This window comes from Arthrobacter ginsengisoli, assembly GCF_031456935.1.
In the GTDB taxonomy this organism is placed as follows: Bacteria; Actinomycetota; Actinomycetes; order Actinomycetales; family Micrococcaceae; genus Arthrobacter; species Arthrobacter ginsengisoli.
Genome location: NZ_JAVDVQ010000006.1, coordinates 109458 through 129694, shown reverse-complemented (window position 1 = coordinate 129694; position 20237 = coordinate 109458). Strand labels below are relative to the sequence as shown.

Here is a 20237-nt window from a genome sequence, read left to right as displayed (position 1 = left end):
AGAGGACCTTCCAGCTGGAAGGTCCTCTTTCTTTGCGCCCGCTTCGTTTACATCGGATCCGGCCAGTTGCCGATGTTGGTGGAGTACGTCATCGGGTCCGGCCAGTTCCCAATGGCCGAGAGGCTTCCCTGGTTGGAACTCATGGGATCCGGCCAGTTGCCGATCGCCAGTGTGGCGCCCATGGGATCCGGCCAGTTACCAATGGCATGTACAGACAGGACTGCGGGAGCCGCCGCGGAAAGGGCCAGCGCCCCGGCCAAGGCGACAGAAGCTGCAATCTTCTTGATCATGTGGGTTCCTCAATACGAGTCGGAAACACGAGTCGGACACTTTACAAAGCCAGCAGAGCCCTTGTTGACATACATTGTAAAATGGCTTCCACAGAGACTGTCAAGCATTTAGTACAAAGACTGTCCGGAATTAGGAGGCTTCCGTGGGGAACGGATTCGGGGAAAAACTCCGAGCAGAACGGCTGGAACGCGGCCTTACGCAGGCGGAACTTGGCCGCGACCTGTACTCGCCCAGCTACATCTCACTGTTGGAAACTGGACGCCGCGAGCCAACCGCGGATGTGATTGAGGAGCTGGCGCGGCGGCTGGAACTCGCCCCCAAGGCCCTGGAAGCATGGAGCCAGCCGGTGTCCGTGAGCGACGCCGAATACGTGCTGGCTGGCCTCTACGCCCGCCAGGCCTGGGACCTGCGGGATTACCAGCTGGCGGCGAGCCACGCGCGGGCTGCGGCCCAGATCGCCCTGGAGGCTAAGAACACCAGCGCCTGGTGGAACATGAGCTACATGCAGGCGGAGTGCCTGATGAAGCAGGGACAGCTAAAGGAATGCCAGGAGCTGGTGCAGCGCCTGCTGGACCACCCGATGGCCGCCGAGTCGGCGGGCCTGGGGGTTCGTGCCAGACAGATGCTCGCGGCCGTGTGCCATGGCCAGGGCCAGCTGGCTATCGCCGTCGGGCATGCGCAGGAAGCAGTGCGGCTCTGCGCCGAACTGCCCAAGGGATCCACCCTGATTATTGGCGCGCTGCGCGCCCTGATCGGTGCGCTGGCCGAAAGCGGCCGGCTCGATGAGGCCTGGAAGTACTGTCAGGACATGAACGCGCAGATGGATGACCATTCGATGACCCAGCTCGCCGGCGAGGTCGCCTGGGTGATCGGCAACGTCGCTTTCATGCGCCACGACTACCAGGAGGGCATCAAGTACCACGAGCGGGCGGCGCAGCTGCTCTCCCCCGCGAACGACATTGACCTCTGGGCCCGGTTTAACAAAGCCTCGGCCGCCGTCCGGTTGTCCTCCGGGATCGTCGAGCCCGAGACGCTGACCTCGATCGAACGTGCCGAACTGGCGCTCTCCATTGTGGGGGGCAACAAGACGGACCAGCTCGAGGTGGCGTTCATCCGCGCGCGCTGGCTCTACCTCACCGGCGACATCGTCGCCGCAATCCAGAAACTGCGCGAGATCCACGCCGAAAAGGACGCCCTCGCCAAACACGTCGCCGGCGAGGTGGCCCTGCTGCTCGGCAAGGCGCTCAAGGCCGCCGGCGAATCCGACGAGGCCCTCGTCTACCTGGAGGAAGCGCAGCGGGAATTCAGCGCGGCCGGCGCCTCGGACCGGGTCCAGCAGTCAATGGACGCCGTGCTGGAAATCCGGCTGGCGCAGCGCCGCGCGCAGGCAGCCGCCTCAACCGGCCCCTAAGCGGTCTGCTCCGCGGAGACCGGGCCGAACGGGCGCCCGGTGAGTTTCTCGTAGGCCTCCACGTAGCGGCTGCGGGTGCGGGCGACGACGTCGGCCGGCAGCGCCGGCGGCGGCAGGTCCGAGGACTTGTCCCAGCCGGATTCGGCCGAGGTCAGCCAGTCGCGGACGTACTGCTTGTCATAGGAGGGCTGGGACTTGCCCGGCTCGTAGGTGGAGGCGTCCCAGAACCGTGAAGAATCCGGCGTGAGCACCTCATCCCCGAGCGTGATGACGCCGGTGGCGGCGTCGAAGCCGAATTCCACCTTGGTGTCGGCGAGGATGATGCCGCGGCCGCGCGCGATCTCCTCGGCCCTGGTGTAGATCGCCAGGGTGAGCTCGCGCAGCCGGGAGGCGATGTCCTCGCCGACGGTCTCCACGACGGCGCCGTAGGTGATGTTCTCGTCGTGCTCGCCCACTTCGGCTTTCGCGGAGGGGGTGAAGATGGCCTCCTGAAGCCGGGACCCGTCCACGAGGCCGTCCGGCAGGGGGATGCTGCAGACGGTGCCGGACTGCCGGTACTCGAGGAGCCCGGAGCCGGTGAGGTAGCCGCGGGCGATGCATTCGACCGGGAACATATCCAGCTTCTTGCAGATCATTGCCCGGCCCGCGACGGCCGCGGGCACGCCGGCCTCTATTGTGGACGCCAGCACGTGGTGCTCCACGCCAAGCTGCTCGAACCACCACAGGCTCAGCTGGGTCAGGATGCGGCCCTTGTCCGGGATCTCACTGGCGAGGACATGGTCGTAGGCGCTGATCCGGTCGCTGGCGACGACGAGGACACACTCCTGGCCGATGCGCTCGGTGATCGACGGGTCCGCCGGGACATACAGGTCACGGACTTTCCCGGAGTAGATGTGCGTCCAGCCGGGAAGGTCCAGCGTCGCGGTGTCCAGGCCGGCCTTCGGCGCGGACGCGGCCGGTCCAGCGGCGTCCGGGGTTTCCGGCACGGAGGAATCAGGGGTGCGCATGCTCAGGCCTTCGCTTTCGTGGCGGCGGGGGCGCCGGGCGTCTTCACCTTGATCTCGCCGCGGGCCGCCTTGCCCCCGATGTCGGTGCGGAACTGGCCGCCGTCCAGCTGGACGAGTTCGACGCCGTCGTAGGCCCGTTCCCGGGCCTCGACGAGGTCGGTGCCCAGCGCCACCACGGCGAGGACACGGCCGCCGGCGGAGACAACCTTGCCTTCGTCGTCGAGCTTGGTGCCGGCGTGGATCACGTGGACGCCCTCGATCGACTCAACTTTCTTGAGCCCGCGGATCCGGTCGCCGGTCCGCGGCGTGTCCGGATAGTTTTCGGCGGCGACGACGACGGCGACCGCGGTCTCCCTGGACCAGCGCAGCGGCTGGACCTTGTCCAGTTCGCCCTTGGCAGCCGCCATCAGCAGCCCGCCGAGGGGGGTCTTGAGGCGGGCGAGGACGGCCTGGGTCTCCGGGTCGCCGAAGCGGACGTTGAATTCGATCACGCGGGTGCCGCGGGAGGTCAGCGCCAGTCCGACGAACAGCACACCGACAAACGGGGTGCCGCGGTGCGCCATCTGGTTGACCGTGGGCTGGGCGACACGGTCGAGGACTTCCTGGACGAGGCCTTCGGGTGCCCATTCCAGCGGCGTGTAGGCACCCATGCCGCCGGTGTTGGGGCCCTCGTCGTTGTCGAAGATCCGTTTGAAGTCCTGCGCCGGGGAGAGCGCCACGGTGTTGCGGCCGTCGCAGAGGACAAACACGGACACCTCGGGCCCGTCGAGGAATTCCTCGATCACGACCGTGCCGCCGGCATCGAAGCAGCTCTGCGCGTGCGCCAGCGCCTCGTCCCGGTTGTTGGTGACAACCACGCCCTTGCCGGCGGCGAGTCCGTCGTCCTTGACCACGTAGGGGGCACCGAAGGTGTCGAGCGCGTCGGAGGCTTCCTCGGCGGTGGCGGCCACGCGGGCCATGGCCGTGGGGACACCGGCCTCGGCCATGACTTCCTTGGCGAAGGCCTTGGAGGCCTCGAGCTGGGCCGCGGCCTTGCTCGGGCCGAACACGGGGATGCCGGCGGCGCGGACGGCGTCGGACACCCCGGCGGCAAGCGGCGCCTCGGGGCCAACAACCACGAGGTCAACGGCCAGCTTGGTGGCCAGGGCCGCGACGGCGTCGGGATCATTCGCGTCGATGGCGTGTGTCGGGACCAGTTTGCCGATGCCGGCGTTGCCCGGCGCCGCGTGGACCTCGGACACGTTCGGGTCAGCAAGCAGGGATCGGACAATGGCGTGTTCGCGGCCGCCGGGGCCAATTACTAGTACCTTCACAGTTCCCAAGGGTACTTTGTGGACCCGGCAGGCTCCTAAGCTGTGACCACCACGGGACATGCCCAGCCCCTGCCGCGGCCACAGGACATGGTGCCACCATGTCCACCCCTCCACCCCGGCGGAGGGCATGTCCCCGCGCCATGGCACGGGCCCAACCGGTATTTATCGCAAACGGACCGGACTTCCAGCCCGGCACGCACGCCGGCCGCCGGAGCATCCTCGATCAGGCGCCAACATTCGCAGCCGGCTGGGGAAGTCTGTTTCTACCAAAGTCCGTGAATCCGTTTCAATAGGCCGGTAGCGGCCGTTATGACAGTCGAAGGATGTGGTCGCATCAGGGTCGAGGGAGTCGACTGTCCGTCCCGGCCCCGCTTAGAAGCACGCTGTCCGATCCGCATCCCGGTCAGTGTGAGGAGAAGGATCGGGGCAGGCTGGCCACATCCGGGGTCGCGGCACAAAACCAACACCGGCAGGTGTTGCTTGGATCACATTTAGTCTATGGTTGTCCGGGGCGCCACAGCGTCGTGGCACCCGACTTAGAGCGGAGAGACTTCGTGACGACAGACAAGCTTCGAGTACTGGTCCGGGTGGACCTCGAGTGCGCAACGGCCCAGGTTTCCGCGCAGGGCCATGTCACTTCCAAGAGCGTCCGCGGCCTGTACGACGTGATGAAGCGCGCCAACTCGCTCACTGCGGGCATGACCCTGGAGCTCGATATGACCCTGGCCCGGATCGAGCCCGACGCGTTGGAAGAACTCCGGACCTGCTCGCGGTCCCACCATCTGCCTGCCCGTGTCGATCCGCTCCAGTCCGACTACAGGCTGAGCATCCTCGCCCCCGACAATGCCGCCCCTTTGGAAGTCGTGACTCCTCAGGCGGCCTGATCCACAACAGCAATCCCCCAAGTGCCGCATCCTCCCCTGCTTCATGGGACTTCCAAGGCACCGATAGCGGCCGCTACGTCAGGCCATAAGGTGATAACTCGTCTGATGCAATCTTGTCCGCCTCTCAAATCCTCACTCCACGCGGGAACGCTGCAAGGCTAACGTCGCCGCCATGCAGGCGTCGATCTGGGTCTGCACGACTGCTCCGTAATGCGACGCCAGGTCGTCAAAATTCCAGCCGTCGTACAGGCCCAGGGTGCGGATGCTCTCGCCGAAGCCGATCATCAGTGTGATCACTGTGGATGCGAAGCGGCGGTCGGCCGAGCGGTCTCCGATAAGGCCGGCGATGGCAGCTAGGTAGCGCTCACGTATGTCTGCCCGGGCAGCGTCCGGGCTGGGCGCTTCCAGCACCGCGAACGGGATGGTGGCCCAGGGTTCCTGCAGCCCGCGTTCGCGGCGCATCAGCACGCGGAACACCAGGGCTCTGCCGAGCTCTGACGTCGGGAGGTCCAGTTCGGCGAGCGTCGACTCGTCCGGCTGCACGGCGGCAAAGAGTTTTTCCTTGGAACGAAACTGTTTTATGACCAAAGCTGCCGAAACGCCCGCCTTAGCTGCAATGTCCCGCACGGTTACCGCGCGGTATCCGCGTTCCCCGAAGAGGTAGGAAGCCGAGCGGAGGATTGCTTCGTGGCTCGGGCTGCTCACGCTCCCACCGGCTCATCGGAGTTTGCGCCAGCAGGCGGCGCGGCGAGGTCCAGGGTGACGGAGGCGTTGTCGACCGCGAGCTTCTGCGCCATCGCTTGCTCCGTCAAGGGATGAAGCATGGTGACGACGTAGCGGCCTGCGGGGGGCAGCGGGAAGGCATACGCCCCGTCGTCGTCCGTCCGCGTGGTGGCAACGTGGCCGCCGCCGGCTTCCAGCAGGGTCACTGCCGCGCCGGCGATGGTTTTGCCGCCCGCGCGTATTGTGCCGCGGATCGTCAGCCGGTCCTGCAGCAGGAAGTTGTGCTCCAGAGTGCGGCCGTCGAACTCGAAGACTTCGGCCGTGGGCGTCCAACCGGCTGCGTTGGCCACCATGAGGTATTTGCCCGCGCCGGGGAGGGCCACGGAGTAGTTTCCCTCTGTGTCCACGCGGCTCCAGTCCACCGGCTCGCCGCCGGTGTGGAGGACGGTGACGACGGCGGGAGTGAGGGGGCGGTGGTCGGGGGTCAGGACGCGTCCTTGAACCACGAGCTCGCCGGCGGCGGCCGAGGGCGGGCGTTGGATGGCAGGGGCTCGTGGGATGAAAACCGCGGCCAGCATCGAAGCGGCCGCCGCCAGGGCGGCCATCCAGAAGACATCGGCGAAGGCTTCGAAGGCCGGCAGGCTCTCGGCCCCGATCGTGATGGTGACGGAAGTGAGGACAGCGGCCACCGCGGCGCTCGATGTCGACGTGCCGATGGAGCGGACCAGGCTGTTCAGCCCGTTGGCGGAGGCAGTTTCGGTGATGGGTACCGCGCCCATGATCAGTGTCGGCATGGACGCGTATGCAATGGCTGTGCCCACGCTCACCACCGTTGAACCGATGATCACCCACATTATTGAGTCGTAGAAGAAGACGCGGCCCACGTAGCCCACAATCATGACGGATGCCCCGGTCATCAGAGCAGTCTTCCCGCCGAAAACCCGGATGATGCGCCCGGAAATGGGGGCGAACAACACCATGGCGAGCCCGGACGGGACCATGCACAGGCCGGCAGTGATCACGCTCAGCTCGAAACCGTAGCCGGTGGAGGCGGGCAGCTGCAGCTGCTGGGTGGTCAGGAGCATGTTGGCGAACATGGCGAAGCCGATGAGCAGCGACGCCAGGTTGGTCATCAGCACGGGGCGGCGGGCCGAGGTCCGCAGGTCAACCATCGGCTGGCTGACCTTGAGCTCATAGGGGACCCATACGGCCAGCAGTATCGCAGCGCTGAGGAAAAGAAGCAGCACTGGTTCCGAACCCCAGCCCCAGGAGCCTCCTTTGGAGATGGCCAGCAACAGGGCAGCCAACGCCGCGGACAACACCAGCGCGCCTGCAAAGTCGAAGCGGCCCGGCGTGCGGATCTTGGACTCAGGGACCACCAGCACCACGGCAACGAGCAGCAGCGTGCCGGCGGCTGCGGAAACCCAAAATATCGAGGCCCATCCCAGGCTTTCGTACAGGACTCCAGCGAGAGGCAGACCCATGGCACTGCCGATGCCCAGGGTGGCGCTCATCAATGCCACCGCCGATCCCATCTTCTCCTTAGGCAGCTCATCGCGCATGATGCTGATGCCCACCGGAATCAGGGCTGAGGCAACGCCCTGGAGCGTCCGCCCGATGATCAGCCACACGAACGAACCGCCCACAGCCGCCAGCACCGAACCTGCCACCATGATGGCCAGGCACACCACCATCATCTTGCGTTTGCCGTACATGTCCGCGCTGCGGGAGACGATGGGCGTTGCAATGGCGCTGGCGAGCAAGGTGGACGTCACCAGCCAGGAAGCGTCATCGGCCGTTACGCCCAGGATCCCGGGGAAATCCGGCAGCAGCGGAACCACCAGGGTTTGCATCAGGGCAACCAAGGTGCCGCTGAGCGCCAGAACTGCGGTGATGGCGGAGGCGGACGGCCGTCCTGGTGTCATGGCTATGGAACGCGGCATCTCCGGCTTTCAGCTGTGGGGCGGGTTAGCGACCGTTGTGAACATGCGTTTACCCCTAGGAGTGAACCATCATTCGCTCCACGCCAGCAAGCCCTTTCAAGTGATAGTTGTGTCACCGACCGGCGAGCGTGATGATGTCCACTCCGGATTCTGCAAGTGGCATGGAGGCCACCGTATCCGTGACCTTTGTTGGACCTTTGGCTCGACCAGAGTGGGTCGCCGACGTCGAGGGTACCGAAGAACCGTACGACCCGGACTCTCTGGACCATGATGCTGTGAACCGCGCCCTCGCCGGCTGGTCCAAGGCAGCCTGACAGCACCTGACGCGCCGGGGTCGTCTATTACTTACTAGTGCTGGTAGATGTCCCGACGGTGGCCCAGGGCGACCACCAGGACGATCAGCTGCGCGTCCCGGATCTCGTAGATGATCCGGTAATCGCCCGTTCGGACACGCCATTCGCCGCTGCTTCCGGAGAGCTTCATTGCCCCCGGCGGGCGCGGAGACTCTGCCAGTAGTTCGATGGCGGCCTGGATCCGCCGTCGGGCGTCAGGCGGGAGCTTGCGCAACTGCCGGAGGGCGGCCGGCGCGACCTGCACGGCATAACTCACACCAGGCCCAGTTCCGCCTTGACTTCCTCCCACGGCACCGGACCCTCGCCGGTGTCCTCCATTTCGGTCCGCGCCGCGTTCGCGGCGCGGAGGTCCGCCAGATCCTCGGCGGCCTCGATCAGGGTGGCGAGATCCTCGGCATCGATCAGTGCCGCCACGCGGCGACCCCGGCGCAGCAGGTACACCGGTTCATGGCTCACCCGCGCGGTATCGACTGCCTCAGACAACCGCTTCCGCGCGTCAGTCACAGTCATCTCACTCATGACCAAACTTTAGACGTTTTGCGCTGAAATGTACATAAGCGCGAAAAGCGCGGAAACGCCGATAATGGGTATTTCACGGCGTAGCCGACCATAACGTCGGTGGTGTTCTTCGCGTACCGCGGGCGGATGAGCAGGCCGGTATCGCGGGCGCGGCGTACGAACTCGGCCTCGGCCCAACCCTCCACCCCGGCACATGCCCAGCCCTTGCCGCGGCCACAGGACATACTGCCACCATGTCCAACCCTCCACCCCAGCGGAGGGCATGTCCCCCCAAGCCAGCCCCCGCCGCCACGGGACATGCCCAGCCCCTGCCGCGGCCACGGGACATAGTGCCACCATGTCCAACCCTCCACCCCAGCGGAGGGCATGTCCCCCCGGGGAGGCCATCCGGGGGCCGCGCCGCAACGAAGACCAGACATGGAGAAGCCCAGCACGCAGACGCCCCGCCCGGAAGAAATCACTCCGGGGAAGCCCGCCCGCACGCAGCCCGGCGCAGACACCGGCGCCCAGCAGCCGGCCGGTACCACCGCCCTTGCCGCGCTGGCCGGCGTGGTGGCGGCCGCCGTCGTCCTGTCCGCCACCGAACTGGTCGGCGCGTTCTTCACAGCGCGGGCGACGCCGGTGATCGCCCTCGGCTCGACCTTCATCGACTTCACGCCGTCGTGGATGAAGGATTTCGCGATCGCCACCTTCGGCACCAACGACAAGCTGGCGCTGTTCGTCGGCATGGCCGTCACCATCGTGCTGCTCGCCTGCGTCCTGGGCGTCGTGGCGTACCGCAAGTGGGTCCTCGGCGTCGCAGGTGTGCTGCTGATGGGGGCCGTGATCGTGGCGAGCGTGGTGACCCGGGCCGGGGTGAAGCCGCTGGATGCGATTCCCTCGCTGAGCGGCACCGCGGCCGGGCTCATCGCGCTCCGCTTCCTGGTCACGAGACTGCGGCGGAGCCAGCCGTGGCCCGGTCCGGACTCGGACCTGGCCACCCCGGACCCGGACCGTCCCGCCACCAGCCGCCGCGCCTTTTTCGCTGCGAGCGGCGTCACCGCCGCGGCCTCAGTCATCGCCGCGACCGGCGGACGCCTGCTCAGCGCGGCCCGCAGCAACGTGGCCCAGGCCCGCGACGCCCTGCAGCTCCCGATGCCGGCGAAACCGGCCCCGAGGGTCCCCGCCGGAGTGCAGTCCGGTGCCCCGGGGGTCACGCCGTGGCTGACGCCCAACAACGACTTCTACCGCATTGACACCGCCCTGAGCGTGCCCGAAATCAATGTCCAGGACTGGGAGCTGCGCGTCCACGGCATGGTCGAGCGCGAGGTCCGGCTCACGTTCCAGGACCTGGTCGACGCGAAGCTGATCGAATCCCACGTCGCACTGACCTGCGTGTCCAACCCCGTCGGCGGAAACCTGGCCGGCAACGCCAAATGGCTGGGCATGCCCATCCGCGACGTGCTCCAGATGGCCGGACCCCAGGACGGCGCGGACATGGTGCTCTCCACCTCGATCGACGGCTTCAGCGCCTCGACCCCGCTCGAGGTCCTCCAGGACGACCGCGACGCGATGCTGGCGATCGGCATGAACGGCGAGGCCCTGCCGCTGGAACACGGGTACCCGGTGCGCATGGTGGTCCCCGGCCTGTACGGGTTCGTGTCCGCCACGAAATGGGTCGTGGACCTCGAGGTCACCCGTTTCGCGGACAGCAAGGCCTACTGGACGCAGCGCGGCTGGTCCGAGCGCGGCCCGATCAAGACGATGGCCCGGGTGGAAGTCCCGAAATCCTTCGCCAAGGTCCCGGCCGGGCGGGTCGCGATCGGCGGCACCGCCTGGGCCCAGACCCGCGGCATCACCAAAGTTGAGGTGCAGATCGACAACGGGCCCTGGACCGCGGCGGTACTCTCCGACGAAGCCTCCCTCATCACCTGGCGGCAGTGGTCCTTCGACTGGGAGGCCACGCCGGGCCCGCACTACATCAAGGCCCGCGCCACGGACGGCACCGGCGAGGTCCAGACCGACCGGCGTGCGGACCCGGTGCCCGACGGCGCCTCGGGCTGGCAGTCAATGATGGTGACCGTGGAATAACCGGGGTATCCCCACCGGACACCTTAGAATTGCTGCATGCCCCTCAATTCGCATGCCACCTTCACCGTCGAGTCCGCCGTCGAACTGGCCGTCGTTGAACGCAGCGGCTTTGTGGAGTCCCGGCACATCGGCTCCGCCCTCCTGATCGCCGGGGACGGCAGCGTTGTCACCGAACTGGGCGACGTCACCACCCCGATCTACGCCAGGTCCACGCTCAAGCCGCTGCAGGCCCTCGCCGCCATGCAAGCCGGCGTCCCCCTGCGCGGCGCGCAGGCAGCAATTGCCTGCGGCAGCCACGTCGGCTCGCTGGACCACATGGACGTCGTCGCGGGGATGCTCAAAGCGGCCGGCGTCACGGAGGAGCAGCTCCAGTGCCCGGCGGCCTGGCCCGAGGACGAGACCGCGCGGAACTGGCTGGTGCGCTCCGAGCGGGGCAAAACCAAGCTCGCCTTCAACTGCTCCGGAAAGCACGCCGCATTTCTCTGGGCCTGCACCGAGAACGGCTGGGACACCCACAGCTACCTCGAGCCCAACCACCCGCTGCAGCAGCGGATCCGGTCCGTGATCGAGGAGTACTCCGGCGAAAGCATCGCCCACCTGGGCATCGACGGCTGCGGCGCCCCCGTGGCTGCGGTCTCCCTGACGGGACTGGCCCGGGCCTTCTCCAAATTGGCCAAGGCCCCCGGGGACAAGAACTCCAACGCCCGCGCCGCCACGATCACCACCTCGATGCTGGACTACCCGTGGGCGGTGCAGGGCAAGGGCGAGTGCAACACGATCGTCATGGACGACCTGGGCATCCTCGCCAAGATCGGCGCCGAGGGCGTGCTGGTGATGGCCACCCCCACGGGCGCCTCCGTCGCCATCAAGGTCCTCGACGGCAACATCCGGGCCACCACGCTCGTCGGGCTGACCCTGCTGGCGGCCGCCGGCGCCGTCGACATCCCGGAAGTGGCCAGTGTGCTGGACAAAGTCGTCACCCCCGTGCTCGGCGGCGGCCGGCCGGTGGGCAAAATCCGCCTCGGCCACGCCGTCTCGGCGCTGCTCGACTGACGGCGCGGACGTCCGCGGACTGTCTGCTGGACTACTGCCGGCGGCTCGGGCAGTCTGGATAGACCGACGTCGCACTCCGGCTGACACGTCCGGGCCCCTGCTACCGAAGGGAGCAGCATGGTGATTGCCGGCCCGCCCCGGGCGCCGCGGCTCTGGCCGCTGCTGGCCGCCGGCCTGACGCTGGTGGTGCTCGCCACGGTGCCTTCGTCCGGAGATTCCCCGGCCGCGCTGCCCGCCGCCCGGACAGCCCCCGCCCAGTCCCAGCAGCCCCCGACGCCGGCCGAGGGAACCGGCCCGTCCGGCGCCGCCACCGCGCCGGACGCTGCGCCGTCACCCACTACGCCCCCGCCGCCCCCGCCGCCGGCGCCGCCCCCGCCGCCCGCAGCATCCATGCCGGCCGCCGTCGTGACCGTGTCCACCTCCGCCGGGTTGGCCGCAGCCCTCGCGGCCGCAGAGCCGGGGCAGACCATCCAGGTCAAGGACGGCGCCTACACCGGCAAGTTCGTGGCCGCTGCGACCGGCACCGAGGCGGCCCCCATCACCCTGACCGGCTCCCGCGCGGCTGTGCTCAGCTCCGGATCCCTCACATCCGGCTACGGGCTGCACATCACCGGCAGCTACTGGAACGTAGCGGGACTGTCCGTTGCGAAGTCCGCCAAGGGAATCGTCCTGGACGGATCCGCGCACACCGTCCTGAACCGGCTCGACGTCGGTGAAATCGGCAGCGAGGCGGTGCACTTCCGCACCAACAGCACCGACTGCACCATCCAGGACTCCGAAATCCACGACACCGGCCTGGCCCAGCCCGGCTTCGGGGAGGGCATCTACGTGGGCAGCGCCAAAAGCAACTGGGACACGGTGATGGGGTCCGGCACGACCCCCGACCGTTCGGACCGGGTCCTGATCAGCAACAACCGCATCTCCCGCACCTCCGCTGAGGGGATCGACATCAAGGAAGGCACCGCCGGCGGCAGGATCACCGGAAACAGCTTTTCCGAGGCGGGACTCTCCGGCGACAACTCCGCCGACTCCTGGGTGGACGTCAAGGGCAACGGCTACACCGTGACCGGCAACTCCGGGTCAACAACCAAGCTCGACGCCCTGCAGGTCCACAACGTCCTGGACGGCTGGGGCCGGGACAACGTCTTCGCCGGCAATACCGTGCTGGGCGGCGTGCCGGGTTACGAAGTCTGGATCCAGTCCGGGGGCCTGGGCAACTCCGTCCGGTGCCAGTCCAGCGCTGCGGGCCGCGGACTGGCCAATGTCCCGTGTACGCCCTGACCGCGGCCGGCGGCCGGGGACGGCGGATCAGGCCGGATCGCCGGCGGCGCTGTCTCGTGCGTCCTCCAGGAGCGGCACCGTCCGCGCCTGGTAGGGGTGGCCCAGGGCACGGTATTCCCAGCCTTTCGAGGTGTAGTCGCTGGCATCGAGGGCATGCCGTCCGTCGACGATGAGGCGCTGGCGGACCAGCCCGGCGAGGTAGTCCGGGTCAGCTTGCCGGAACTCCTCCCATTCGGTGAGCAGCGCCACCACATCAGCCTGGGCCACGGCTTCCGCCATCGAACCGGCATAGTTGAGGTCCGGGTAGAGCCGGTGGGCGTTGGCATTGGCTTCGGGGTCGTAGACGGTCACGACCGCGCCCTCCAGGTACAGGAGCCGGGCCACGTCGAGCGCCGGGGCATCACGCACATCGTCGGAGTTCGGCTTGAAAGCCGCCCCGAGGGCCGCCACCCGCACGCCGGCGAGGTTCCCGCCGGCGAGTTCCCGGATCAGGTCCACCGTGCGGACGCGCCGGCGGTTGTTGATCGCATCCACCTCGCCCAGGAAGCTGACGGCCTGGCCCACGCCCAGCTCCTCGGCGCGGTGGCGGAAGGCCCGAATGTCCTTGGGCAGGCAGCCGCCGCCGAATCCCAGGCCGGGTTGGAGGAACCGCCGGCCGATGCGGTCGTCAAGGCTCAGTGCCTGGGCCAGCAGGCTCACATCGGCGCCGGTGGCTTCGCAGACTTCGGCCATGGCGTTGATAAAGGAGATCTTCGTGGCCAGGAAGGAATTTGCCGCCACCTTGACCAGTTCCGAGGTGGCCAGGTCCGCCACGATCAACGGGGTGCCGGTGCCGAGGATCGGGGCGTACACCGCCCGAAGCTGGGATTCCGCCCACTCGGACTCGACCCCGAAGACCAGCCGGTCCGGATGCAGGGTGTCCTGCACGGCAAATCCCTCGCGAAGGAATTCGGGGTTCCACGCGAGCTCCAGTTCGGAACCGATCGGCGAAATCTCCCTGATCATGCGGGTAAGCCGGGCGGCCGTGCCGATCGGAACGGTGGACTTGCCGACGAGCAGGGCCCTGCGCGCAATGCGCGCCGCCAGGGTGGTGAAGGCTGCTTCGACGTAGCCCAGGTCCGCGGCTCCGGACCCTGCCGCCTGCGGGGTGCCAACGCAGAGGAAGTGGACGTCCCCGAAGTGCGCCACCTCGTCGAAGTCGGTCGTGAAGCGCAGTCGGCCGGAGGCCAGTGCCTGGCCAAGCTTCTCCGGCAGTCCGGGCTCGAAGAACGGGACCCGGCCGTCCCGCAGCAGCTCGATCTTGTTCGGGTCGATGTCGGCACCGAGCACCTCGAAGCCCATGATGGCCATGCAGATGGCGTGCGTCGCGCCGAGGTACCCGGTGCCGACGACGGTGATCCTCGGAGCGGGCATCGGGGACGACGGAAGGGCGCACATTGGTTTCTCTCTCCTATGGGAAGCACCTGAGCGGGTGGCCGGTGAATCGCGCCCGGCCGTTTCCTCTAGACGGTCCTGCAGGGCTCGTTGGAGACGCCCTTCCCCGTTTGAGAGGCTCTGTTGCTGCATTCGACGACGTTGCCGAGCACCGGTGTCAGCGAGTAGCCGAAGCCCGGACCATTCAGCTCGGCCGAGTTGTTCCGGAACACGTTTCCGGTTCCCCAGCCATCAACAATTTCGTGGGTCTGAAACCCGTCCCGCGGCGAGTTCCGCCCGGAATTGTTCTCAATCATCCAATCATTGCCTTTCACGTCCACCCAGGAGTCGGCCCCGACGATGCTGGACCCGTCGAAGCGGTTGTCACGAAGGGTGCCACCGGATGTTCCTTCCTTGATGTCCACGGACTCCGCGGACGTGCCGGAGATGTCATTTCCCGCGACCACGTTGCGGTCGCTCTGGTCCGGCAGGCAGCCGCTGATATCGCACCAGTTGCTTTCCGCCGTCCCGATATAAATCCCTTCGCCGAATTTCGTTTTCCGCAGCCCGGTGTCGCTGATCGCATTTCCCAGCACCATGTTGTCGGTGCTGAACCTGCGCAAATGGATGGCCTCATCACCGGTATTGCTGACAGTGAGGCCACGCAGCACGCTGTGCGTCGATTCGTCGACCATCACGCCCTTTTGTCCGTTGCGCACGGCGAAGCCCTGGAGCACCCAGTGCGACGCCTGGTCCAGGTGAAGGACGTAGCCGTCATCGAGTTGGCCGCCGTCGAGGATGCTGCCGCCGGTGCCGCAGAGGGTTACCGGCCGGCCCTCGGCCCCATCCCCGGTGGCGGTGAAGTTGCCCGTATAGATGCCTTCGCTGAGCCTGATCACCGTTCCGGGCCCCGGGCTGGCGAGGGCCGCCTGCAGTTCCGCTGCACTGGCCACGGTGACCGTGGCCGGCGGGCAGTCGCCGCCGGCTGCCGGCGCAGTGCCCGGCGGAGCACTGCCCGGCGGCGCTGTGGCCTCCGTCGGCCCCGGCGGCACGGTTCCGACGCCGGCGCCGGGCCCGCCCTCACCGCCGCCGGAGCCGGCGTTGACGGCGAGCCAGACCACTGCCCCGATCACCAGAACCGTCAGCATGGCAAGGGCCAGCAGGCGGACCGGAGCCTGCAGCGGTCTCATCGCCGCTGTCCGGCGAGGTCTTCGGGGACCGCGAATCCCTTGCTGAGAGTGGTCAGCGGTACACGTTCCGCATAGGGGCTCTGGATCAGCGCCGTCCGTTTCCTCCGGACCACGGCGGTGACCAGCAGCAGGCTGCCGAGCACGATCCAGACCAGGCTGAGCGGCTGGAAGACGGAGCCGACCGCCTTGTCCACGGTGTAGGCCGGTGCCCAGCCCAAAAGGTTGTTCCCGAAAATGGCTGCACCGCTGGACTCCTCGGCCCGGATGGCCGTGCTGCCCTCGCCGGCCACGGTATTGCCCGCGATGACGGTGCCGCCCACGTCCCCCACCAGAGTGATGCCATGGTTTGACACCGCCACCAGGTCATTCGAGGTGATGTCCGCTTTCGCGTTCCGGACATAGATCCCGGTATCCCCGCCGCTGATGGTGTTCCCGTACACAGCAGCCGAGGCACCGGCGTCCCGGACCGCTACAGCCTGGAGCCGCTGGTTCGTGAAATTGTTGCGGCTGATGCCCACACCGCCGGCGCCGTGGTTGACCACCACTCCCACCTCGTTGCCGGCAAACAGGTTGCTCTCGATGGCCAGATTGCTGCCCCCGCTGAGCTCAATCCCGTACCGGGCATTGCCCGACACGGTGCTTTCGGCCACCCGGTTGCCGCCATAGGCCTTTACTGCCGTCCCGACGGCGTTGGGCCCGTCCGCGAGGGGCCGGCCGTCGAGCGAAATGCCGTTGCGGCCGTTGCGCTCCGCCGTCACTCCCTCCAGCAGGACGCGGGTGGCGGAACTGGCAACCGAGAAGCCGTCCACCGCGTTGTCCGATGAGCGGGTCCGGGTGATCTGCGCGTCCGTGACGGCACGGTGCAGGACCAGGCCGTCCACGAGGCTTCCGCTGATGGCCGAGTCCTCAATCACGATGTCCCGGGCGTTGGAGACGAACAGGCCGAACGCGTTGCCGTCGACGGTGACATCGTCGATGCCGGCAGTCACCACGCTGTAGTCCTGCGCCGTCCGGGCGGCCCAGGCGGCCAGCGCTTCCTCGGGCAGCACGCGCGCTGCCCCGGCGGCTGACTCTGCGGCCTGCTCCGCGGCGGGCGGACCGCTTTGGAAGGCCGCGACGTCGTCCGTTCCGGTCAGTGAAAGTCCTCCGGTGTTGCCGCTCCAGAACCCCAGGTTGGAAATGTTGGCACGGGCCAGGGAGGCATGCCCGCCCAGGATACGGACATAGGCTCGGCCGTCGGCGGTTCGCGTGTCAACGGCCTGCTCGGCGCTGTCCCAGCTGGTGAGGCGAACGTCCGCCGTCTCCGAACCGGCCACGGTGAGGGAGCCGCCCAGGGTGACGATGGAAACGAAGTTCTCCGGTGTACTCTCTAGCCGGATGTCGAGCCCCTCCGGGCCGTCCGGCGCGAGCAGGGACAGGTTGGCCCCGGGGAGGACGACAATACTCTCGGACAGGAGATAGGAGGCGTCCCCCTGCCGGGTGAAGGCCATGGGCGTGAGCATCGCGAGATCGGCCACGGTGTATGGTTCGGGCCGTGCCGGCAGGACCAGCGTGTAGCCGGAGCCGGTGCGCAGGCGGTAGGCGCCGGACAGCCCCTCCACCCGCCACCGGGCCGCCGAGGCGACGGCCCGGACGTAGATGAGCCGTTCGTCCTCCCGCTCGACGAGCTGCGCCTCCAGGACCGGATCCCCCGGGTAGATGTCTCCCTGGACGTTGCCGTTGGCGGCAATCTCGTTCCGGCCGACCGGATCCGGCGGCCGCTGGTTCCACAGCCTGTCGGCCTGGAGAATGAGCGTGCCTGACCCCGCGAGCAGCACGGCGGCAAGGACGACCAGCAGGCCCTGCCTGGTGGGTCTCATGACGGGACCGCCCCCGGCGTCACGGTCTTGGCATCCTGGCCGTCGCCGCCGGTCTGGTCCGCGTGCCGGGTCAGCCAGCCCTGCTTGTTCATCGTCGCAAAGGCATAGACCTTGATGGGCAGGGCAACGAGGATCACGATCAGGGCCATAACCGGAAGGATCAGGATGTCCTTCGGCTCACGGCGCAAATGGGAGATACCGCGGATCCCCCGGCCCAGCAACAGCCAGCAGGCCGCGGCCGTGAAACCCAGCGGAGTGGGGTCCAGCCGGTTGAAGACAAGGTAGAAGACGGTCAGCCCCATGGTCACCGGGGTCAGCAGGATCTGCAGCACTGTCACCTTGGTGATGAACGGGACACGCCACAGCCAACCCATGGCGATCGCCGTCAGGTAGCACCGGTACGAGTTCCGGCTCCAGCGGACACGCTGCTTGACGAAAGCTCCGAAGCTCGAGGGAAACATCGACAGCGCCCGCGCGGTGGACTGGTGGACCGTCTTGTACCCGGAGGCCAGCACCAGCCAGGTCAGGCGTCCGTCGTCGCCGGAGATGCAGCGGCGGCCCATGAAGTACTCATTTTCCAAATTGTCCAGAACCAGCACAACGGCGTCCCGGCGGTAGACGGCGGTACGCCCCGAGATGCATGGCACCGCCCCGGCTTTGCCCATCGCCGGCACATAGTCCAGGTACCGCAGATCGACCATCCAGTCCGCCAACCGCCGCCAGATGCTTGTGTCCCGCTGGTAAACGTTCTGGTGCGTGCCCACGGCGCCCACCATGGGGTCCGCAAATGGCATCTGGACATTCCGGAGCAGGCCCGGCATCCACCAGGTGTCCGAGTCCGTGAGCACCAAGATGTCGTACTGCGCGAGCCGCACCCCGGCTCCAAGCGCTGACCGCTTGCCCACGTGATGGAACAGTACCGGCCGGATCGTCTTGTCCCCCAGGGCGACAATCCGTCGGTACGCCTCGAGATCCTCGACGTCGAGCACGATGATGATCTCGGTGGGCCGCTGTTGCCGCCAGGATTCCAGCGCGCTCATCAGGATGTCGGGATCCTCATGGAATGAGGGGACGATCACCGAGGTGGTGGCCTCGAAATCAGTCACATACGGGCGAGCCCGGTGGGAGAGAATGAAGCGGTACAGCCACAGGCCCCAGACAATGGCCCCGGCGATTGCCACCGGAAAATACGGTGTTGCCTGGGTGTAGAAATCGCTGAGGCTGGACCAGTCGAATGTTGTTTGGGTTTGATTCTGCGGGATATTCAAAGAACGCATCATCGGACCTTCACTGTGCTGCGCAAGAGAAAAGGGACGCTAAAAGCTAATGACCCCCAATGGTGTTCGGATGCATTTGACTGCCGTTTCTTCCGGCCAGATATCCTGTGCCGCGCACGACGATCCGCCCCTTGGACTCTTCCGCGCCGTCCGTTTGCTGCCGTTTCTCCGGCTTGGCACACTTCGAGCATGGGCTTGCTGCGGCTCGGCTCGCTAGGGATTTGCCTACGTGAATAGCGGACGATCGTACTTGTATTTTCCCGGGGAATTACTTGGACGCACCTAGCGGAGGACTACTCGATTTCACGGCCGAGATAGCGGAAAAATTGTCAAGAAGTCTCAACACACCGTGAATTCTTCGGTGACGTAGGGTGGAAAGAGGCTGCGGTTGGCGGCCATCCGCAGCGGACCAGTTGCGTCGGCGCGGCGCGAGTCAGGAGGCAAGTCAATGGCTGTTCAACGACGCCGAATAGCGGTCGACGAGGGCCGGGCAGCACTCGCGGCATGGCAGGCGGCCCAAGCCCCTGGCCCGGATTCCGCCAGCCAGCAGCCCGGCACCGCGGTCCCGCGCGCCACGCTTGCGACGGCGGTCCGCTACTCCCTGGAGGAGGTCACCGCCCGGGCACCCGGAAATTCTGTGGAGGTCCGGGTTCCGCCGTTCGGCGTCACGCAGTGCGTTGAAGGCCCGCGGCATACCCGCGGCACTCCGCCGAACGTCATCGAGTGCGACGCCGCCACCTGGCTGGCGATGGTCAGCGGACAGTTGAGCTGGGCAGACGCCGTCGGGTCCGGCCGGGTGGCCGCCTCCGGCCTGCGCGCCGACCTGTCCGGCCTGCTGCCGCTCTGACGGGGCCTCGCCCGGGGGCTAACCCCGCCCGATGAAGGGCATCCCGGCGGCGGTAATCACGAGGGATCCGACGCTGGCCGAGGGCGGCATCCCGGCCATCAGCAACACTGCCCGGGCGGCGTCGTCGACCGGGAAGGTTGGCTCCACGAGGCGGCTGCCGTCGGCCTGGACGGCCCCGGAGCCGGCACCGATTGTGTCCATCAGCCCCGTGGCCGTGTTGCCGATGTCGATCTGCCCGCAGGTGATGCCGAAACCGCGTCCGTCGAGTTCGATGCTCTTGGTCAGCCCGGTCATGGCGTGCTTGGTGACGGTGTAGGCGGCCGTCCGGGGGCGGGGTGAGTGGGCGGCGACCGAGCCGTTGTTGATGATTCTGCCGCCCTGCGGCGACTGCGTCTTCATGGCCCGGACCGCGGCGGCGGCACACAGCATGGATCCGGTCAGGTTCACGGCCACCGTGGCGTCCCAGTCCGCGAGGCTGATCTCGTCCACGGAGCCTGCCGGGCCGAACACACCGGCGTTGTTGAACAGCACATCGACGCGTCCCCAGCGCTCGAGGGCGGCGGCGAAAAGCCGTTCGACGTCGTCGGGCACACTGACATCGCAGGGAACGGCGAAGGCCTGGGCATGTCCGGCCCCGGTCTCCTGCAGCGGGGCTTCCCGCCGGCCGGCGAGCACCACCCGGTACCCGTCGGCGAGCATCAGCCGGGCGACCGCTCTGCCGATCCCAGAGCCCGCGCCGGTGACTACGGCTACTCGGCCGGGCAGGTGCTGTCGTGTCATCCGGCCAGCGTATGCCGAGATCC

Annotated in this window: 19 protein-coding genes; 7 read left to right on the top strand and 12 right to left on the bottom strand. The window is 67.4% G+C overall.

The annotated features are described in order from the left end of the window. Positions 1-47: 47 nt before the first annotated feature. Positions 48-290: a hypothetical protein gene (locus J2X01_RS09130; RefSeq protein ID WP_310055967.1), complete on the bottom strand. Its 243-nt coding sequence runs from the start codon at positions 288-290 to the stop codon at positions 48-50. Between the two features lie 143 nt (positions 291-433). Between J2X01_RS09130 and J2X01_RS09125 the strand changes: the two genes are divergently transcribed. Then, on the top strand, positions 434-1702 hold the full coding sequence (locus J2X01_RS09125) for a helix-turn-helix domain-containing protein (RefSeq protein WP_310055965.1): 1269 nt from the start codon (positions 434-436) through the stop codon (positions 1700-1702). On the opposite strand, the gene J2X01_RS09120 is transcribed toward J2X01_RS09125, so the two are convergent. Together J2X01_RS09120 and purD are read right to left on the bottom strand one after the other, a co-directional pair. After that, positions 1699-2709, bottom strand: coding sequence for a phosphoribosylaminoimidazolesuccinocarboxamide synthase (locus J2X01_RS09120; protein WP_310055962.1), 1011 nt, complete (start codon positions 2707-2709; stop codon positions 1699-1701). The two genes, J2X01_RS09125 and J2X01_RS09120, sit on opposite strands and share 4 nt — an antisense overlap. 2 nt (positions 2710-2711) lie before the next feature. After that, a complete protein-coding gene (gene purD / locus J2X01_RS09115; protein WP_310055959.1) occupies positions 2712-4022 on the bottom strand; it encodes a phosphoribosylamine--glycine ligase in 1311 nt (436 codons plus the stop codon). Positions 4023-4576: 554 nt separating this feature from the next. On the opposite strand from purD, the gene J2X01_RS09110 reads away from it, so the two are divergent. Further along, positions 4577-4906, top strand: coding sequence for a hypothetical protein (locus J2X01_RS09110; RefSeq protein ID WP_310055955.1), 330 nt, complete (start codon positions 4577-4579; stop codon positions 4904-4906). A gap of 132 nt (positions 4907-5038) precedes the next feature. Here J2X01_RS09110 and J2X01_RS09105 read toward each other — a convergent pair whose 3' ends face one another. Continuing rightward, positions 5039-5611, bottom strand: coding sequence for a TetR/AcrR family transcriptional regulator (locus J2X01_RS09105; RefSeq protein ID WP_310055952.1), 573 nt, complete (start codon positions 5609-5611; stop codon positions 5039-5041). Continuing rightward, entirely contained in the window at positions 5608-7554 is a 1947-nt protein-coding gene (locus J2X01_RS09100; RefSeq protein ID WP_310055950.1) for an MFS transporter, read from the bottom strand. Before J2X01_RS09100 ends, J2X01_RS09105 begins: the two co-directional genes overlap by 4 nt. Before the next feature lie 179 nt (positions 7555-7733). Here J2X01_RS09100 and J2X01_RS09095 point away from each other — a divergent pair, with 179 nt between their 5' ends. Then, a complete protein-coding gene (locus J2X01_RS09095) occupies positions 7734-7886 on the top strand; it encodes a hypothetical protein (RefSeq protein WP_310055947.1) in 153 nt (50 codons plus the stop codon). A gap of 34 nt (positions 7887-7920) precedes the next feature. Here the strand turns inward: J2X01_RS09095 and J2X01_RS09090 are convergent, their stop codons facing one another. Together J2X01_RS09090 and J2X01_RS09085 are read right to left on the bottom strand one after the other, a co-directional pair. Continuing rightward, positions 7921-8181, bottom strand: coding sequence for a type II toxin-antitoxin system RelE family toxin (locus tag J2X01_RS09090; RefSeq protein WP_310055944.1), 261 nt, complete (start codon positions 8179-8181; stop codon positions 7921-7923). Beyond that, positions 8178-8444 (bottom strand): type II toxin-antitoxin system Phd/YefM family antitoxin, encoded by a 267-nt coding sequence (locus tag J2X01_RS09085; RefSeq protein WP_310055941.1) that lies wholly within the window; start codon positions 8442-8444, stop codon positions 8178-8180. The genes J2X01_RS09090 and J2X01_RS09085 overlap by 4 nt, the downstream gene beginning before the upstream one ends. A gap of 417 nt (positions 8445-8861) precedes the next feature. On the opposite strand from J2X01_RS09085, the gene J2X01_RS09080 reads away from it, so the two are divergent. The 3 genes from J2X01_RS09080 (at position 8862) to J2X01_RS09070 (ending at position 12848) form a co-directional block, all read left to right on the top strand. Next, the gene (locus tag J2X01_RS09080) at positions 8862-10514 is read left to right on the top strand and encodes a molybdopterin-dependent oxidoreductase (RefSeq protein WP_310055938.1); all 1653 of its coding nucleotides are present in this window, start codon (positions 8862-8864) and stop codon (positions 10512-10514) included. Between the two features lie 36 nt (positions 10515-10550). Continuing rightward, complete coding sequence (locus J2X01_RS09075; RefSeq protein WP_310055935.1) at positions 10551-11567, top strand: asparaginase; 1017 nt, start codon at positions 10551-10553, stop codon at positions 11565-11567. Positions 11568-11684: 117 nt separating this feature from the next. Further along, positions 11685-12848, top strand: a complete 1164-nt coding sequence (locus tag J2X01_RS09070; protein WP_310055932.1) for a right-handed parallel beta-helix repeat-containing protein — start codon at positions 11685-11687, stop codon at positions 12846-12848. A 27-nt stretch (positions 12849-12875) separates the two neighbouring features. On the opposite strand, the gene J2X01_RS09065 is transcribed toward J2X01_RS09070, so the two are convergent. The 4 genes from J2X01_RS09065 to J2X01_RS09050 all read right to left on the bottom strand — a co-directional run bounded on the left by J2X01_RS09065 (position 12876) and on the right by J2X01_RS09050 (position 18587). Next, positions 12876-14285 (bottom strand): UDP-glucose dehydrogenase family protein, encoded by a 1410-nt coding sequence (locus tag J2X01_RS09065; protein WP_310055928.1) that lies wholly within the window; start codon positions 14283-14285, stop codon positions 12876-12878. Between the two features lie 65 nt (positions 14286-14350). Next, on the bottom strand, positions 14351-15451 hold the full coding sequence (locus J2X01_RS09060; RefSeq protein WP_310055926.1) for a right-handed parallel beta-helix repeat-containing protein: 1101 nt from the start codon (positions 15449-15451) through the stop codon (positions 14351-14353). Continuing rightward, positions 15448-17310: a right-handed parallel beta-helix repeat-containing protein gene (locus J2X01_RS09055; protein WP_310055922.1), complete on the bottom strand. Its 1863-nt coding sequence runs from the start codon at positions 17308-17310 to the stop codon at positions 15448-15450. Before J2X01_RS09055 ends, J2X01_RS09060 begins: the two co-directional genes overlap by 4 nt. After that, positions 17307-18587, bottom strand: a complete 1281-nt coding sequence (locus J2X01_RS09050) for a glycosyltransferase (RefSeq protein WP_310055920.1) — start codon at positions 18585-18587, stop codon at positions 17307-17309. The genes J2X01_RS09055 and J2X01_RS09050 overlap by 4 nt, the downstream gene beginning before the upstream one ends. 448 nt (positions 18588-19035) lie before the next feature. On the opposite strand from J2X01_RS09050, the gene J2X01_RS09045 reads away from it, so the two are divergent. Next, a complete protein-coding gene (locus J2X01_RS09045; RefSeq protein ID WP_310055916.1) occupies positions 19036-19434 on the top strand; it encodes a sterol carrier family protein in 399 nt (132 codons plus the stop codon). An 18-nt stretch (positions 19435-19452) separates the two neighbouring features. On the opposite strand, the gene J2X01_RS09040 is transcribed toward J2X01_RS09045, so the two are convergent. Beyond that, positions 19453-20214, bottom strand: coding sequence for an SDR family oxidoreductase (locus J2X01_RS09040; RefSeq protein ID WP_310055913.1), 762 nt, complete (start codon positions 20212-20214; stop codon positions 19453-19455). Between the last annotated feature and the right edge of the window lie 23 nt (positions 20215-20237).